The organism is Mucilaginibacter sp. SMC90, assembly GCF_022811725.1.
In the GTDB taxonomy this organism is placed as follows: Bacteria; Bacteroidota; Bacteroidia; order Sphingobacteriales; family Sphingobacteriaceae; genus Mucilaginibacter.
Window position 1 is genome coordinate 2,868,881 of record NZ_CP094527.1, and the last position, 17,410, is coordinate 2,886,290.

The 17,410-nt window shown below is 39.7% G+C and carries 16 protein-coding genes; 14 read left to right on the forward strand and 2 right to left on the reverse strand.

Annotation, left to right across the window (positions count from 1 at the left end; genetic code table 11):
* Window positions 1-762: 762 nt before the first annotated feature.
* Entirely contained in the window at window positions 763-2,064 is a 1,302-nt protein-coding gene (locus MTO98_RS12375; protein ID WP_243486964.1) for a WcaI family glycosyltransferase, read from the forward strand.
* 28 nt (window positions 2,065-2,092) lie between these two features.
* Here MTO98_RS12375 and MTO98_RS12380 read toward each other — a convergent pair whose 3' ends face one another.
* The gene (locus MTO98_RS12380; RefSeq protein WP_243486965.1) at window positions 2,093-2,314 is read right to left on the reverse strand and encodes a hypothetical protein; all 222 of its coding nucleotides are present in this window, start codon (window positions 2,312-2,314) and stop codon (window positions 2,093-2,095) included.
* A gap of 166 nt (window positions 2,315-2,480) precedes the next feature.
* Here MTO98_RS12380 and MTO98_RS12385 point away from each other — a divergent pair, with 166 nt between their 5' ends.
* Window positions 2,481-2,870 (forward strand): response regulator, encoded by a 390-nt coding sequence (locus tag MTO98_RS12385; protein WP_243486966.1) that lies wholly within the window; start codon window positions 2,481-2,483, stop codon window positions 2,868-2,870.
* 7 nt (window positions 2,871-2,877) lie between these two features.
* Here MTO98_RS12385 and MTO98_RS12390 read toward each other — a convergent pair whose 3' ends face one another.
* On the reverse strand, window positions 2,878-3,117 hold the full coding sequence (locus tag MTO98_RS12390) for a hypothetical protein (protein ID WP_243486967.1): 240 nt from the start codon (window positions 3,115-3,117) through the stop codon (window positions 2,878-2,880).
* A gap of 206 nt (window positions 3,118-3,323) precedes the next feature.
* Here MTO98_RS12390 and MTO98_RS12395 point away from each other — a divergent pair, with 206 nt between their 5' ends.
* The 12 genes from MTO98_RS12395 (at window position 3,324) to MTO98_RS12450 (ending at window position 17,404) form a co-directional block, all read left to right on the forward strand.
* The gene (locus MTO98_RS12395; protein ID WP_243486968.1) at window positions 3,324-4,112 is read left to right on the forward strand and encodes a polysaccharide biosynthesis/export family protein; all 789 of its coding nucleotides are present in this window, start codon (window positions 3,324-3,326) and stop codon (window positions 4,110-4,112) included.
* A 38-nt stretch (window positions 4,113-4,150) separates the two neighbouring features.
* Complete coding sequence (locus tag MTO98_RS12400) at window positions 4,151-6,484, forward strand: polysaccharide biosynthesis tyrosine autokinase (protein ID WP_243486969.1); 2,334 nt, start codon at window positions 4,151-4,153, stop codon at window positions 6,482-6,484.
* Between the two features lie 76 nt (window positions 6,485-6,560).
* Window positions 6,561-7,862 (forward strand): polysaccharide biosynthesis protein, encoded by a 1,302-nt coding sequence (locus tag MTO98_RS12405; protein WP_243486970.1) that lies wholly within the window; start codon window positions 6,561-6,563, stop codon window positions 7,860-7,862.
* Window positions 7,862-8,419 carry an acyltransferase gene (locus MTO98_RS12410; protein ID WP_243486971.1) on the forward strand — a complete coding sequence of 186 codons (558 nt, stop codon included), beginning with the start codon at window positions 7,862-7,864 and terminating at the stop codon, window positions 8,417-8,419. The genes MTO98_RS12405 and MTO98_RS12410 overlap by 1 nt, the downstream gene beginning before the upstream one ends.
* A gap of 6 nt (window positions 8,420-8,425) precedes the next feature.
* A complete protein-coding gene (locus tag MTO98_RS12415) occupies window positions 8,426-9,394 on the forward strand; it encodes a hypothetical protein (RefSeq protein ID WP_243486972.1) in 969 nt (322 codons plus the stop codon).
* A 35-nt stretch (window positions 9,395-9,429) separates the two neighbouring features.
* The gene (locus MTO98_RS12420) at window positions 9,430-10,563 is read left to right on the forward strand and encodes a hypothetical protein (RefSeq protein WP_243486973.1); all 1,134 of its coding nucleotides are present in this window, start codon (window positions 9,430-9,432) and stop codon (window positions 10,561-10,563) included.
* Window positions 10,560-11,432: a glycosyltransferase family 2 protein gene (locus MTO98_RS12425; protein ID WP_243486974.1), complete on the forward strand. Its 873-nt coding sequence runs from the start codon at window positions 10,560-10,562 to the stop codon at window positions 11,430-11,432. The genes MTO98_RS12420 and MTO98_RS12425 overlap by 4 nt, the downstream gene beginning before the upstream one ends.
* Window positions 11,433-11,444: 12 nt before the next feature.
* Window positions 11,445-12,551 carry an acyltransferase gene (locus MTO98_RS12430; RefSeq protein WP_243486975.1) on the forward strand — a complete coding sequence of 369 codons (1,107 nt, stop codon included), beginning with the start codon at window positions 11,445-11,447 and terminating at the stop codon, window positions 12,549-12,551.
* A 1-nt stretch (window position 12,552) separates the two neighbouring features.
* Window positions 12,553-13,602 (forward strand): glycosyltransferase family 4 protein, encoded by a 1,050-nt coding sequence (locus tag MTO98_RS12435; protein WP_243486976.1) that lies wholly within the window; start codon window positions 12,553-12,555, stop codon window positions 13,600-13,602.
* 7 nt (window positions 13,603-13,609) lie between these two features.
* Window positions 13,610-14,776, forward strand: a complete 1,167-nt coding sequence (locus tag MTO98_RS12440) for a glycosyltransferase family 4 protein (protein ID WP_243486977.1) — start codon at window positions 13,610-13,612, stop codon at window positions 14,774-14,776.
* A gap of 11 nt (window positions 14,777-14,787) precedes the next feature.
* On the forward strand, window positions 14,788-16,173 hold the full coding sequence (locus tag MTO98_RS12445; RefSeq protein ID WP_243486978.1) for a hypothetical protein: 1,386 nt from the start codon (window positions 14,788-14,790) through the stop codon (window positions 16,171-16,173).
* Window positions 16,174-16,192: 19 nt separating this feature from the next.
* Complete coding sequence (locus MTO98_RS12450) at window positions 16,193-17,404, forward strand: glycosyltransferase family 4 protein (RefSeq protein ID WP_243486979.1); 1,212 nt, start codon at window positions 16,193-16,195, stop codon at window positions 17,402-17,404.
* Window positions 17,405-17,410: the final 6 nt, after the last annotated feature.

The window sequence follows — 17,410 nt, forward strand, 5'->3', positions numbered from 1 at the left end:
TTTTTCAATTTTTAATGCATTATTTTCATAAAAATCGCCAATTAGTTTAATAATTCGCATAGCCTCACACAATTTGTTTGAAAACTGTGAAAAAAGTGTGGTGTGAAAAATAGGTGATATCGAAGAATCAGAGGGGCGCTTGCAAGCCTGTTAAGATGACAATTATTAACTGCGGGGAAGATAGAAATGTAAAAAAATTAATGAATAGTTATCTAAGGTTCGAGTTTAATTAATAGTTATTTTTTGGCAATTTTATTTTCTTTATAGGTTAACAGGAATATCTGCTTGATAACTTTAACAACATACGTATGGTGTGTTGTTGATGCTTTTTATCAACCCGCGCCATACGTAAAGGCCTCTTAATTTGTTACAAGAATGTGAATAATATCTCACTTTTGTACAATTTAAAACAATCGTTGCTTTTATTGATGGAAAGTAAATAATATGGGTAATTTTGTATCAATGTGTTAAATAAAATTCATGTTTAATTAAACATTGATAATGAATTGTTAAATAGGCGCATGAATTTTTAATAAAAAACGGTCATTGTAAGTGAAATGGCGAAGCTATATTCAATTATCAATTAACATCGCCGACCAATCCAATAATTATAACACCACAGGTTCACATTGATTTACTTTATTTTAAGCATAGGTTCCCAGGCCTGGGTTTAATACCGTGGAATAATAAATTAACTTTAAGTGAATTAAATTAAAGCGTAACAGGATCATATCAAAATCCCGTCGCTGATAACTTAATCAAATGAATACGCCAAACGCATCGAGCAAAAAGATATTAGTTATAGGCATCAACTTTTCTCCTGAACTAACCGGTATAGGTAAATATACCGGAGACATGGTTGATTGGTTTGTTGACAATAATTATAAATGCACCGTAGTTACATCGTTTCCGTATTACCCTTTCTGGAAGGTACAATCACCTTATAAAAACAGGTTTTATAAGCGTGAAGTATTAAAAGATGGCCGACTTACCGTTTACAGATGTCCGTTGTATGTACCTGAAAAGCCCGGTGGCCTAAAACGATTGATTCAGGAAGCCAGTTTTTTTCTGTCGGCTTTTTTTGCACTTGTTTACTTATTATTTAAGTCAAAAAATGATTATATATTTTGTATAGCCCCACCGTTTCATTTAGGCTTTTTAGGGCTGTTTTACAGATTTTTTAAACGGGGAGAGATCATTTACCATATCCAGGACCTGCAAATTGAAGCAGCACGGGATTTAAATATGCTAAAATCAAAGCAAGCATTTAAAGTGTTGTTCGGAATGGAAAAGCTGATTATGAAGAAGGCTGATTTTGTAAGCTCTATTTCAAAAGGAATGCTTAAAAAAATTAGCCGTAAAATTGATCGTGAAATATCTTTTTTTCCCAATTGGGTTGATACAGATACCTGCTATCCTCTAAACAATAACGCCGAATTGAAATTAGTGTGGAATTTTGATGTGAACGATAAAGTTGTATTATATTCTGGCAGCATAGGCGAAAAACAAGGGATAGAAGCTATTTTGGATGTAGCAGACAGGCTTCGGGAATTTAAGTTTATAAAGTTTGTTATTTGCGGAACCGGGCCTCACAAAGATAAACTCATTCAGCGTGCTAAGATACAGCAGCTTGATAACGTTAGTTTTTTTCCGCTTCAGGAGCGCCGCTTATTTAACAGCTTTTTGAATATGGCCGATGTACACCTGGTTTTGCAAAAAAAGAGTGCGGCCGACCTTGTTATGCCATCTAAGCTTACCACTATTTTAGCTGTTGGAGGATTAGCGCTGGTAACAGCCGAACAAGGCACTACCTTATATGAAGTAATAACAGATAACAGCATGGGGGTAGTTATTCCTCCCGAGGATATTGATCATTTGAAGGATGCTATCCTGAACTGCTGCACATCTGATAATACTGAAATTAAATTAAATGCCCGTAATTATGCCGAAAATCACCTTAACGTTGGCAAGGTGATCAAAAGGATGATGTCAAATATGCAAAAAACTGTATATCCCGAACCCAATGAAATTCAGTATTTGAGGTTAGACAGGGATGCGGATTAAAATTAAATGTTAATTAAAGGTGTATATTTTATACGGCATCTTCAATATGGAAACGTGATGCAGGGCCCGACATGGAGATTTCGGATTGAGAGTACAAATAATTGGAGGACGAATACTCATAAACAGTCACATTTTTTAAAGTAACTGTAATGTTTTCATCCTTATTTTCAAAAAAATCAACCTCTCCCAAAAATGTAAGGTTAATGTTCAAATCAGTAATATATATCTTTTTTGTAACGGGCTCACTCATAGTTTAATTATTGGCGCAAAGAAAATAAAATTTTATATCAATCTTTTTTCGGGATCAAAAGAAATGATTGTTTTTTAATTGGATCTATGTGATTGCTTTTAACTGACATAAATTGTAGTACGCTAAAATGCTTGTTCAATTATAAACTCTGCAAAACCTAACCTTTGTGAAATTAATATTTATTGATGATGAGCTAATTCAACATTTTATTATTCAAAGAATGATTGAAACGTATTTATCATATCTGCCGTCAGCTAAATATTATTTCGATGCAACAAAGGTTCTTGATTTTTTAGTTGAACACAAGGCTAACAGTAACGAGCTGCCCGATATGATATTTGTTGATATTAACATGGCTATCATGAGCGGTACCTCATTTCTACATAAATATAATAAGCTGAGGCCCCGATTAGCAAAAAAAATAAATATTTATATTATGTCTTCGTCAATTGATCCCTCAGACCTGGCGTTGTCAAAAAAATATGATTTTGTTTTAGATTATATTATAAAGCCCTTAACAAAAGTTACGCTCAGAAAAATATTGGAACCTGCATAATAAGGGTTCAGCTATTTACACAACAAGAAGTAACTGCCTCCATATAGATCTTCCCCTTGCTTTTTTTAAAAGTAGTTTCCCTTAAACTGAATAGGGGAGCTGATGACGAATAATCATAAACTTCAATATCCCTCATGGTAGCAATAACGTTGTCCCTTTCTTCTTTATACGAAGTAAAAAAGCCCGCAAAGGTAATGTTTTGTTCAAGGTCGGTTAAGTGAATTTTTTGGTGAGGGCCTGGCATCATTGAAAATATGCTTTTGAATAAAGAATAAAGTGTATATGCCTGCTATACGGTTTTCTTCAGATAATGTTGCAACAATTATCTGATCATTTAAAGTTGCTGTTCAATTAATCATATTCTTCTTACAACAGCTAAAATCCAAAGTAATCTCTTTTGAGTTGCCGGAGATAAACTCACGGCCGGTTTTTAAAGAAATAATTAAATCAATCATGATGAAAAATCAATTATTTGCTACTTGTTTAATTTTAATGGCCTTGTTGGCATCCTGCAGCAGCTACAAGGAAAATATTTACTTCCAGGGCCTTGAAAGAAACCCGGAGATGGCTTACAAAATCACCAACTTTTCGCCGCCAACAATACAGCCCGGTGATGTTTTAGCGGTAACTGTTAAAAGCTTAAATTCAGACGGATCGGCCATTTTTAATAGTGGCTCTGCAAGTAGTACTTCAGCTAAAGGCAAAGACGCCGGCGCGGCTGCACCTTCCGGAAACGATGGTTATCTGGTAAATAAAGATGGCGAAATTCAGCTTCCGTTGGTGCACGGCGTTAAAGTGGGCCAGCTTTCACTTGAAGAGGCCGCTGATGCTATTAAAAATAAAATTTCATCATACCTGAAAGAGGCCGATGTTACTGTGTCTTTGATGAATTTTAAAGTTTCGGTATTGGGCGATGTGGCTCACCCTGACGTGCTTTCGGTTACTGACGAGCGGTTTTCTATCACTGACGCGCTTAGCAGGGCGGGTGACCTTACCCCAACGGCCAACAGAAAGAATATTTTATTGGTTAGGGAAATTGATGGTAAAAGGAAATATATAAACATCGATATCACCTCTCCAAAGCTGTTCGAATCGCCATATTATTACCTTAAAAGTAACGACCTGATTTATGTTGAGCCGGGTAAAGATAAGTTTGCAAGCCAAAGCACAACATTTAAAATACTGCCAATCATAATTTCAATAGCCTCGTTGATATTGGTTACTTACCAGGTAACTAAATAATATACCCTAAAAGTTATTTCAATAAATAAAAATATAATATGGACGTTGCTAATTCAAACGATTCAGGTTCGGCCAAAATCAGGGTCTTTTTTAATAAGATCTTGTTTCATTGGCCATTGTACCTCATTTTCCTGACTGTATGTTTTGGGCTTGCCGTTTTTTATCTTAAGTATAAACGGCCTGTTTACCAGATATATGCCAAGGTGATGGTTAAAGACCAGCAAAAGGAAGCAAACAAAGCCGCCCTCGAAGCCATTAATTTAACAGAAGCCCAAACCGGCATTGATGAGCAAATGGGCTTAATGAGTTCGATCCCGGTAACGAAGCAGGTAGTAGAAGACCTGCAACTTTGGACTACCTATCTTGAACCAACACCATATTATTCATATAAAGACATTTATAGCAGCACTCCGGTGCAGTTTAAATTAATCAGCCGCGGAAAAGGATCATTAAATTCGGTATTTGATGTTGTAATTGAAAGCGACAGTACGTTTTTAATAAAACAGCCAAAGGAAAAATCAATCAGGTTTGCATTTCAAAATAGCCTTGTGAATACCTTTGGCACATGGAAGCTTGATAAAACGCCTGATTTTAACCGGTATATAGGTAAAACTATAAGGATAAAGTTACGCGAGATAGATGATGTTGTAGGTTATTATCAAGGTGCTATTCACGAATCGCCGGTAGCTAAAAGTTCGACAGTTATTTTTAGACTGGAAGATGAGGTACCCGAAAGAGGACGTGAAATTGTTGATGACCTGATAAGGGTTTACATGGCTGCCTCGGTAGAAGAAAAGCGTCGGTCGACTCAAAATACCATTAAGTTTGTTGAAGAGCGGTTGGGCTCTATTACCCAGGAGTTAAACAACGTTGAAAACAAGTACACCGGGTATAAAAGTGTGCGCGGTATTACAGAAATAGCCGACCAGTCATCCCAATACGTAGGCGGTGCCCAGTCAAATGATAAGCAGCTTAACGACATCAAAATTCAAATAAGTGTTTTGGATGGTGTTGACCGCTATCTTAATTCTGATGATAATAAGGGCAATACACCGTCAACTTTAGGCATAAGCGATCCGACGCTGCAAAGCTTTATCGACCGCTTAAATGATTTGCAATTGGAGAAAACCAAAATGCTGTCTACATTGCCCGAAAGTAATCCTTTATTTAATCCTATAAACCAGCAAATAGCTTTAACACGGGCTGCCTTAAAGGAAAATTTAAAAACAACCCGCGCTTCGTTAACGGCAACTCAAAAAAATTTACAAAGCGTTGGCTCTATGTACCAGTCAACCATACGCAGCCTGCCAGGTCAGGAACGAGACTTGAAGGATATAGACCGGATGAAGGGTATTAAGGAAAACCTATTTGTTTACCTGCTTCAAAAGAAGGAAGAACTGAGTTTAGATTATGCCTCAACCATTTCTGATGCAGCCATAATTGACCAGGCTCATAACGGATCACAAAGCGCACCAATTCCCGGATCGGTTTATGCAATGGCATTTTTATTTGGCCTAATTGTACCTACAGGAATGATATACGGACGAGAGATCTTAAAAAACAAAATCTCAAGTAAAAGTGCCATCATTGAAGGTACAGGATTACCTGTATTAATTGAGATCACCGATTCAGATAGTGAGGAACCGATTGTGGTGCTTAATCAAAAAACTTTTATCGGCGAACAATTCAGGGATCTGCGTACCAAATTAAGTTATTTGCACAATAACAATAATAACCCAGGTAAAACCACGCTTTTTACTTCGAGTATCTCGGGCGAGGGAAAAAGTTTTGTAATTAGTAACCTTGCCGCGGTTTTGGCCATTGCCGGGCGAAAAACAGTACTTATTGAGCTGGATTTACGTAATCCAACCCTGGCAAAACGCTTTAAATTGAAAAACCCAACCGTTGGTCTTACTGATTTTATAATAGGCGACGCCACTCAAGCACAAATACTTCAAACATCTGAAATTTCTGACGACTTGCACATTATTTGCGGGGGAGCTGTTCCGCCTAATCCTTCAGAATTGCTTGGGAGCAAGCAACTGGCCGATTTGATTGCCGAACTGAAGTTAAAGTATGACCACATACTTATCGATACTCCTCCGGTTCATATTTTGACAGATGCTATGATCATTTCGCCTTTGTGCGATCTATGCTTATACGTAATCAGGCAAGATTATACCCCGAGCCAGGAACTGGGCTTTATAAGCGAATTGAGCAATGATAATAAACTGCCAAGGATGAAGCTGATCTTTAATGCCGTGAAAAGCGAGTTGCACGCAAACAGCTATATCTATCAAAAAAACAGCTATATCAAAGAACCAACCAGAAGCATGAAAAGCAAATTGAAAAAATTTGCAAGCAGGTTCTGATCATTTCATAATAAACAGGGCCAATATCTAACTATATGCATTTCATGCACCTACCTCAACATTTATTACCTGCTATATGAAAAGTTTAACAAGTAACCTTTCTGTAAATGGCAGGTTTGAGAAATGGCAGCAATGGACCAAACTTGTTGCCGTTACATTTTCTGCACAGGCAGTTATTCAACTACTGGGCTTATTAACCGGGATCTTGATTGTGAGGTTGCTGCCTACAACAGAGTACGCTTTTTACACACTGGCTAATACCATGCTTGGTACAATGACAGTATTGGCCGACGGTGGCATCTCATCAGGAGTGATGGCGCAAGGGGGGAAAGTTTGGCAGGATCGTGAAAAATTGGGCGTTGTAATTGCCAGTGGACTTAAACTGCGTAAAATCTTCGGCATATTTAGCCTGCTGATCTCGTTACCTGTACTTTTTTATCTGCTTGTACATAATGGAGCATCGCCACTATCTTCTTGTTTTGTGGTACTGGCTATTATTCCATCTTTTTTTGCTGCATTAAGCGATACATTGCTCGAAACAGCTTCCAAGCTGCACCAGGGAATAAGCAAATTGCAAAAAAATCAGCTATCTGCAGGACTGGGCCGTTTTGTGCTGATGATAGGTTCGTTACTGGTATTTCCGTTTACTGCTGTTGCAATATTAGGAAATGGTATTCCACGTATGTGGGCTAATCTTCAATTAAGGAAAATCTCGGCCGAATACGCAGATCCTGAGCAAAAATCAGATCCGGCTATTGAAAAGGAAATACTTACAATAGTAAAGCGCTCGTTACCGGGTGCCATTTATTTTTGTGTATCAGGACAGATAACCATTTGGCTCATCTCAATTTTCGGCAACACGCAATCAATAGCCCACGTTGGCGCTTTAAGCCGTTTAACTACAGTATTGACGGTTTTTACCAATTTGTTTAGCACACTGGTTGTGCCCCGTTTTGCCAGGCTGCCCGAGCAAAAGAAATTGCTGGTACAGCGGTTTATTCAAATTGAAACGGCGCTTTTTGTGATCAGCTTTTTTATTGTTGCCATTGTATTATTGTTCCCTTCGCAGGTGCTGTGGATATTGGGCAAGGGCTATGCAAATCTCAATAAAGAGATGTTATTAATTACCATTTCAAGTTGTTTGGCTATGCTTGCCGGCGTTACCTATTCAGTTTTGGTTTCGCGTGGCTGGATCATTAAGCCGGTAATTAATTTAACCATCAATATATTGTTTCAGGTATTGCTGGTTGTTACCATGGACCTGTCAAAAACAACCAATGTGCTGATGTTTTCTATAGTAGATTTTTTGCTTGCCTTTATCATTTTAATTATATACTTCATTTACAGGGTTTCCAAATTACCCAAACAAACACTTTGATGAAACAGCGATTCCCGGCTATGCTAAGGCATAAACTTAGCAATGTTAGCTTGTTGCTCCGGAAAAAATATTATAAGGTTTTAGGGATGCAGATCAATGAAAAGGTGGTTTTAGGAAAGATAAAATGTAAATGGCCCGGCAAAATCACTGTTGGAAAGGAAAGTGTGATAGAAGACGACGTTGTTTTCAAAACTCCCCAGCCATTTGCCGAAACCAATTTTGTAAAAATAGGTGAGCGCGTTTTTATAGGCCATGGATGCGATTTTAATATCACATTGGGCTTAACCATAGGTGATGATTGCCTTATAGCCGCCAATACAACATTTGTTGACGCGGGCCGTGAAATGAGTCCCGATTTACCAATCAATCAGCAGCCTGTTATACATAAGCCAATAATATTAAAAAACGATGTTTGGATTGGGACGCATAGTATTATTCTTCAGGGGGTAACTATAGGTGAGGGCAGTATTATAGGTGCCGGTTCTTTGGTCAACAAATCAATTCCCGATTACCAGATATGGGCCGGTACACCCGCCCGCTTTATAAAAAACAGATAAAATACTATGCAAACAGTTATTTGTACGCTTTTTGAAGGACATTACCATCTTGGCGTTGCGGCATTTGTTAATTCACTTCATAAACATGGTTTTAAAGGAGATATTTATGCCGGTTACTTAGGGCAATTACCTCCCTGGGCCAAAGCAGCAGATTTATCTCTTTTTGACGATCATCAGTTAGCTACCTACAAGGTTAATGACGATATAAAAATTCACTTTGTTGAGTTAAAAACTTCTTATCACTTAGCCAATTATAAGCCCGATTTTTTAAAGTGGCTTTTTGAAGGGCCCGCCCGCGATGCGGAAAATATTTTTTACTTCGATCCGGATATCATTTTAGATTATAGCTGGGATTTTTACGAGGAATGGGTATCATTTGGGGTCACTGTTTGTGAGGATGTAAATTCACCGCTTCCACCCAATCATCCACGTAAAATGGCCTGGAAGAAATATTTTTCGCAGTTTAATATCAACCTCAATCTCGAAAGAGAGATTTATGTAAACTCAGGCTTTATAGGTGTTAATAAAAAGGATATTGGCCTTGTAGATACCTGGATCATGATCCAGGAAAAAATTGGCCCTTTAATCGGCGGTTTAAGCCGGGCCCCTTTCCCCGGCGAGGCTAACCTGGCCAAAGAACATGCCGGTGATTATGCTCCATTTAGCAAAACCGATCAGGATGCTTTAAATATAGCAATTGGTGCATGGGACGGCGTTGTGAGTTTTGTTGGCAAAGAGGGGATGGGCTTGCAGGGAGGCGCTACATTGATGCTCCATGCTTTGGGAAGCCCTAAACCCTGGCGCATTAAATTCCTGAAACAATCCCTGTTGGGGGTTAGTCCGAGGAGTGTTGACAAGAAATTCTGGAAGTGTGTTGATCATCCTATCAACCTGTTCAACAACAATTATATAAAGCGCAAGAGCCTGGTAGTAAACATGGGCGCATTTATCGGCAGGTTTTACACCAGGAACTAAGCAAATAATCAATTTTACCGCATTTTATACAATATATGAGGATTTTGCTTGTTTGCGGATCATTGGAACCCGGGCGTGACGGCGTAGGGGACTACTCTCGAAAACTGGAGCAGGAATTTGTGAAGATGGGGCACCAGGTATTTCTTTTTGCCCTGAATGACCGCCATGCCAGTACTTTAATTGAGGATGCAGCACGTAAGGAGATCTCAGAAATTCGCATTCCCGCTTCAATGGACACCCGCGAGCGCTTCGCAAAGCTGCAGGATATCACTGAAGCCTTTGCGCCTGATTGGATAAGCTTGCAATTTGTAGGTTATTCGTTTAATAAGCGCGCTGTTGTTTTTGATTTGGCTAAACAGCTTAGGCGCTTAAAGATCAATACTAACGTACATATCATGTTTCACGAGATCTGGCAGGGCGAATCAAGTGACAGCACATTAAAAGATAAGGTCATCGGTTTTTTTCAAAAGCGATCAGCAATAGCAGTTGTAAAAGCTTTGAAACCCAAATGTATTTCAACCACAAACGGATACTATCAAAAAAGCCTTTTAAAAGCGGGCATCAATACCAATAAAATACCGGTATTCAGTAATATGCCGCTTGGCAACCGTAACTGCAACAGAATTTACGGGCAGTTACCTGCTGATTTCAGGAATAACAGTAATGATTATGTTTTAGCTTGCTTTTTTGGTGGTTTTCATGCTCATGACCTCCTTGTTGAACGGATCAGGCAACTATCGGCAGCGGTTAAAGATCAGCTTAATAAAAAACTGACGGTTACACATGCAGGTAAAAGCCCGGGGATAAAGGAACAGTTTGCTAAACTAAGTGAAGCAACAAATATCCCAATGTATGTATTAGGAGAGTGGCCGGAGAACGATATAGCCGACTATTTAGGGGCCTGCGACGTAAGTCTCTCCAACCATCCCAAAGTTTTGTTTGAAAAAAGCGGCAGTATAGCAGCCGCGCTTTACAACGGGTGCCCGGTTATCATTTTGCGCGACGGGTTTGCAGATGATGATCAAAAAAGGGATGAGATTGATGAATTGAAATACATAAATGATTTTAAAAAATTTATAGATCAGGATACGGGCTTTGCTGAAAAATACAGCCCTCAAAATGCAGCCGGACAATATAGCGCCATGTTTAAATCGAGTGTAAAATCATGACCGTCGGAATAATAACTACCAACTACAACACCATGGAAATGACCTCCAGGTGTATTGATCACTGTTTACGTTATGCAGATGACAAAATAGACCAGTTTACTGTTGTTGACGATTGCTCAACCGAATTGTTCGAGAGCAAGTTTAACAATGTGCAATTGCTTCGTAACCCGCAAAACATGGGTTTGGTTAAAAGCTTAAACAGGGGGTTAAACGCAACCGACACTGATCTGGTGATCCTGTTTGACTCTGACGCCTGGCCGCTTGAAGAGTACATCATTAAAACAAAAGCTTTTTTTGAGGCCAATCCTACTATCGGTATCGCCGCTTACAGCACCGAAAATGCCGATGGAAATCCGGCAGTGGCCTTTGAGCCCGAACCCGATGCCATGAGTGTGATACTTGGTCAAAAACTGCACGGCTATTATCAAAAATATTTTAACAAAACCCCTAAGCAAATAACTGTGTATACCTGCGCCATGGTGATCAGGAAAGAGGTACTGCAGCAGGTTGGCGGCTTTGATGAAAATTACGATTGGCTGGAGCTTGATCATGATATTTGCATGAGCGCTATACGCAAAGGCTGGGGCATTGGTTTAATTCCGGTGAGGGCTTTTCATAAAGGTAGCGGTACACCGCAAAAAGTAGGCAGGCGGGTGATCCGTTTTTATCAAAACAGGATCAAATTGCTTAAAAAATTTGGTAAATATCCGGCAAAACCACTTTTAAACTCATTGATAGTTGGCCGTTTGGCGATGGAGTATTTAGCTATAAATACATTGGGCCGCATCAGGATGACCAACGAGGTTAGGGCCGATAAATCTTATTCAAGGTCAAGCCTTATCGGTATGTTTTTTACCGGGAAAATCTAATTGCAAAAAACAATGGCTTACTCAAACACTCCCCGGAAAATAGCTGGCGGCACAAGTATTTTTATGGATAGCCTGCGTATTGTGGCTGCTTTGGTTGTTTTTTTAGGGCATGGTTATGCGCAATGGTTCACCACAGTTGGGTATGATTACAATGGCGTTGATTGGGGGCATATGGCTGTTGTCATATTTTTTGCTTTATCAGGCTACGTTATAGCATATTCAACAACTGCAAATAACAGGGGGCTTTTACAATATACACAGGCAAGGTTAAGCAGGTTATATTCAGTTTTAGTACCCACATTGCTCATCACCGCGTTGATTGAAATTGTTGTTAAGTTTTCTGATCCGGCATTATTAGCCCATTATACCAGAGGCGTTTCATGGCCGCGATATATAATATCCGGTTTGTTCCTCAATGAAGTTTGGTTCTTATCTGCTTCGCCGCCTATAAATGGGCCTTTATGGTCGTTATCATATGAGTTTTGGTATTACGTAATATTTGGCCTGTTTTTTTTCAGGGTAAAAGGCTGGAAAGGCTTATTACTTCCGTTGATAGCCTGCTTGGTAGCCGGCCCCAAGATCTTGTTAATGATGCCTATCTGGCTTTTAGGCAATTGTGCATATCGGTTTAAAAGCCCGATAAAAAGCCATGCCGTATCGTGGTTGTTAATTGCAGTACTGATGGGCGTAGCAGTAGCATTGTTTTGCTTACTGCCGGGATATCCGCTTCACCTGGGCAAGGCTCCGTTATTTTTTGCAGGGCAGTTTATTACGGATTTTATTATCGGGATTTTTATAGCATCGGCAATATGGATGCTACCTCAGTACGAAAATAAAGACATAAAAAAGCCGAGCCCGGTTGTAAATTTCATCAGGAAGTTTGCAGACCTTACATTTCCCTTATACGTGCTGCATGACCCCATGCTGGTACTGGTGCGGTCAATATGGAAAACGAGGTTGTTTGATGGTACACAATTTACAATAGCCATGCTGATTGTATTCACCGCTACTATGGTAATAGGTTTCATTATGGAAGAAAACCGGAAACACTGGACAAGCTTTTTTAAGAAAGTATTGCAAAAGGGAAAAACCTTATCACTGGCAAAAGCCAATACCTAATATGGCTCAATCTCTGAAAGTATTATTGATTACACATAAGTTTTACCCCGATTTGGGTGGAACAGAAGCCAATGCCGAGTTTTTGGCAAAGGCATTTCACAACTATGGTGCACAGGTACATTTGCTCACATGGACGCAACAATCGGGTACCAAAGTATTTCCGTACCAGGTTGTTCGTAACCCCGGCCTGAAACAGCTACTGGCCGAACATAAATGGGCCGATGTAGTTTTTGAAAATAGCCCTGTTTTAAGGATGTCGTGGCCCGCTGTTTTCTTCAGAAAGCCATTGATCGTTTCACTAAATACATGGTTAAGCAACGAAGACGGTTCGCAGTCGGTACAGGCCAAAATGAAATATCTGTGGTTAAGAAAAGCATCAAGCGTTATAGCTGTTAGTGATGCCATTCGCCAAAAATGCTGGCCCGCTGCAGTTGTGATTGAAAACGCATATAACGATGAGCTTTTTGTACAAACTGTAACCAGTGATGAAAAGCCTAAAAGTTTCGTTTTTTTGGGACGGCTGGTATCCGATAAAGGAGCTGATTTGGCCATAGAAGCTATAGCGCAATTACATAAAGAATACCGGGAGGCAAATATAGATACTTCCGAAATTACGCTGACAGTGATAGGAGAGGGAAAGGATTTTGAAAAATTAAAACGGTATGTTATAGACGCCGGCATAAAACAGATTGTAAGATTTGAAGGCAGTTTAACCGGCGAAAAGCTTGTTGATAATTTAAATCAGCACCGTTATATGCTGATCCCCTCAAGATGGCAGGAACCATTTGGCATAGTTGCTTTGGAAGGCCTTGCATGCGGCTGTATCCCAATCGTATCTGACGGTGGTGGTTTACCTGACGCTGTTGGTAAAGCTGGATTAGTGTTTAAAAGGGGCGATTTACCAGATCTGGTAAATACCATTAAACGTTTATTGAACGATAAGCTTTTACAGAAAAAATTAAGACACGAGGCAGACGCTCATCTGAAAGCGCATACCAGTAAAGTAGTTGCCCGGCAGTACTTTGACATCATTAATCCCGTAGGGCAATAAAAAGTTTATGAAAGTAATTTATACGTCGCCTAACCGGAGCCATCACTATCGTTATGCACTTGCGCTTCACCAGGCAGGAGTACTTCACAAGTTTGTAAGTGGTTTTTCGCGCTGGAGCCCCCGCGCCGCATTTACAGAAATAGGAGATAAGTTAGTTCGCAGTGATAAAATTCAAAGCATTTATCTGGCTTGTTTGAAATTTAAAGCACCTAAAGCTATAAGTACACAGCTTGCTTATTTAGCAAAAATTGAACAGGATAATGCATGTATAAAATATCTTGATGGTGCCGACATTTTTATGTACTACAATGGCAGCGGCCTTAACGCCAGTAAAAAAGCCAAGAGCAAAGGGAAAATAGTTATTGTAGAAGCTGTAAACAGCCATGTGCAGTACCAGGAAAATTTAATGAAGGATGAGTACGAATCGTTAAAACTGCAATGGCAGCCCTTTCATGATAAAGAAAAAGCAAGAAGGATTGAGGAGTACCATATTGCCGATTATATATTAATGCCATCAAACTTTGTGAAAAGAAGCTTCATTGAGGCAGGGTTTCCAGAGCATAAACTGATCAGGGTTCCTTACGGGTTTAACCAGTTAACAACAAATACAGACATTGCAGATAACAAAACTCAGGATGTTTTTACCGTTCTGTATGTTGGCAGTATTTCCGTTCGTAAAGGGTTAAGGTATTTGATTGAAGCTTTCAGGTCATTAAACCATCCCAATAAAAAGTTAGTGATTGTAGGCCCGGAAAGTAATCCTAATGGTTTGGCAGATATCGTTATTCCGGATGGAGTTGAATTTACGGGTGTACTAAAAGGAGAAGAACTGGAAGCCGCTTATAAAAGTGCCAGCGTTTTTTGTCTTCCCTCAATCGAAGAAGGTTTAGCATTGGTTTTGGGCGAGGCTTTGTCATTTGGGATTCCGATAATCGCCACTGAAAACACCGGTGCTGATGATATCATAGCTGATGGGGAAGAAGGATTTATAGTTCCTATCAGAAGCAGTAAAAGTATTGCCGAAAAGCTGCAATTGCTGGCCGATGACAGGCAGCTTTATGAAAGCATGAAAGCAAAGGCTGTTAAAAAAGCCACCGGTTTAAAAGGTTGGGACGAAACAGGCCGGTTATTGATAGCATCGCTCAACGATGTATTTACCGCCAAAAATAATTAACCAAAAATTAGATGGATAATCAGCAGGAGAAATTAAGGGTTTATATTAAAAAGCTGCTTTACGTACTGGTCTTCGTACTCATTTTTGAGGGCCTTATGCGTAAAATGCTTCCTTCTGCGTTAGGGCTTCTGGTGTTCTTTTTGAAAGATATTTTATGCATCATGGCTATATTCAGCATTAGCAAAGCGAAGTTGAATGGACTGGCATTAAAGCTTTTCAAAACCTGGAAAACGGTGATGCTGGTTTTTATTCCCCCAATGGTATTCACTATATTTCATGATCCCATTTTAAGTATCTTCGGTTTAAAGCAGTACCTGCTGTACATGATTGTTGGCGTGCTGATGCCTTTTGCCTTCCCTCCTGATAAGATGGACGAATTTAAAAAGTTTGTTACTTGTATTTGCCTTGCTTTGATACCTACAACAGGTGTAGCCGTATTACAAAATAGCTTACCGGCAAGCCATTGGTTAAACTTAAGCGTTGACGGCGGTTCATTAGAAGGTTTTTCGGCAGCGGGACGTTTAAGGGTAAGCTCCACATTTTCTTTTACCGGGCAGTACTCCTGGTTTTTAAATATGGCCTGCTCATTTTTAGCCATGAGCTTTTTCTGGCCAAAAGAAGAGGTTAAAGGAAAAGCAAAAAACTGGCAGATCTTATATTTAGTCGCAACAGGCGTATCATTACTGATAGGTACATTTATAACAGGTGGCCGCTCGGCTGTATTAGGTTGTGGCGTTTGTTTGGTGCTTGGCCTCGCATTTGCAGCAATTAAATCGCCCGGACAAATTGTTTCAAAAGGGTTGATAGGTATTGCTGTGTTTACCGTATTGCTTGGAGGTATCCGGGCGGCCAAACCTGAGTTTTTTGCCGCATATGATGAACGCTCAAGCGATAACGATTCCGGCACCCAATCATCAGAGATGAAAGACAGGGTTCAGGGAAACTTTTTAAACTGGACCAATTGGGTATTTGAACAGGATATCGTTGCTATAATGTTTGGCAATGGCCTTGGCGTGATGAGTAACGGCTCCGAAAAAATCAGCCAGTATGCATATGATTTAAAATTAGAATCAACCGGTACGGAAAGCGATTTTGATACCACAATCTACGAAGGAGGAATTTACCTTGCCATTGTATGGTACGCATTCAGGTTGTGGATGATTATATTTTGCCTTGGTATATGGCAAAAATCACGAAGTAAGAATTGGGGGGTATTGCTTTCGTTTTTACTGAGTTATGTAATTCTCAATGCATCAATAGGCGCAGTGGGCAAAAATCCGCCTGTAAACATTTGGCTGTGGCTGGCAATGGGCAGCGTGTTAATCATCAAAAATTATAACGATCAGCAGGATAGGGAGCTGAAAAAGTCTGCAACCCGCTCGGTTCTTGCAGCATAGATATTACCAACAAAATCTTATGTCAAACACTAATTTTCGGGTGGCTATCATTGTATCCCACCCAATCCAGCATTTTTGCCCGCAGTATATCAGCTTTACAAAAATGAAAGGTGTAGAGGTAAAGCTCTTTTTTGCCTCAATGCTGGGCTATAAAAAATACGTAGATAAAAATTTTGGACAGGAGATATCCTGGAACAATTTAAGACTGGAGGAATTTGACCATAAATTTTTAAACGGCGAGCAGGTTTTACCTTCCTCTAAAGAACTTGATGCCCCCTCAGTTACGGCAGAACTTGATTCTTATAATCCGGATGCCATTGTTACCTACGGCCATTTTCAAAAAGTACAGCGCAGGGCACATCAGTGGGCTAAAGCCAACAATGTACCCATCGTATATATCACAGATTCTGAAAATCGTCAGCGCCGCAAATGGTATAAGCGTTTGGCCAAGTTCTTTTTACTGAGGCAGTACTATAACAAAGTAAATTACTTTTTTACCGTAGGCGATGCCAATGAAGCATATTTTAAGCTTTATGGTGTACCCGAAAAAAAGTTTATCAGGATGCATTATCCTATTGATGTTGATGTTTATGCCGAAGCCTATCAAAATAAAGCCGCGTTAAGAAGCTCGATCCGTGAGCAATATGCTATCCCCGAAAATGATTTTACAATTGCCGTAGTAGGCAAGCTGGTTACCTGGAAAAACCAGGAACACCTGATAGACCTGTTGATAGATCTGGAAAGCAAAGGGCATAAAGCCCACGCATTTATCTTAGGTTCGGGGAAAACACTGGATGCTCTAAAGCAGAAGGCCGAACAGCTGAAAGTAAATAAAGTACATTTTACAGGCTTCGTTGATCCGTTAAGTTTGCCTGCTTATTATGCTGCTATTGATGCTTATGTACATCCGGCAAGCATCGAACCACACTCGTTGGCTATCAGCGAGGCTATATACATGGGTTGCCCCGTAATTTTGAGCAATACATGCGGCAGTTATGGCGATACCGATGATGTTCAGGTAAACAAAAATGGATTTGTTTACACCTTTGGAAACATTGAGGAACTTTCAGATAAGGTTGTAAAGTTGATTAATGATCAGCAACTGCGCCGGCAATTCGGTGATCATTCCCGTAAAATCTCGCTGAAATTTCAACAACGGGCTCACGGCGAATCAATGCAGGATTTGATCAATAAAGTCAATAAAACTAAACGCAGGTTCGTATCTGCTTAACTATCA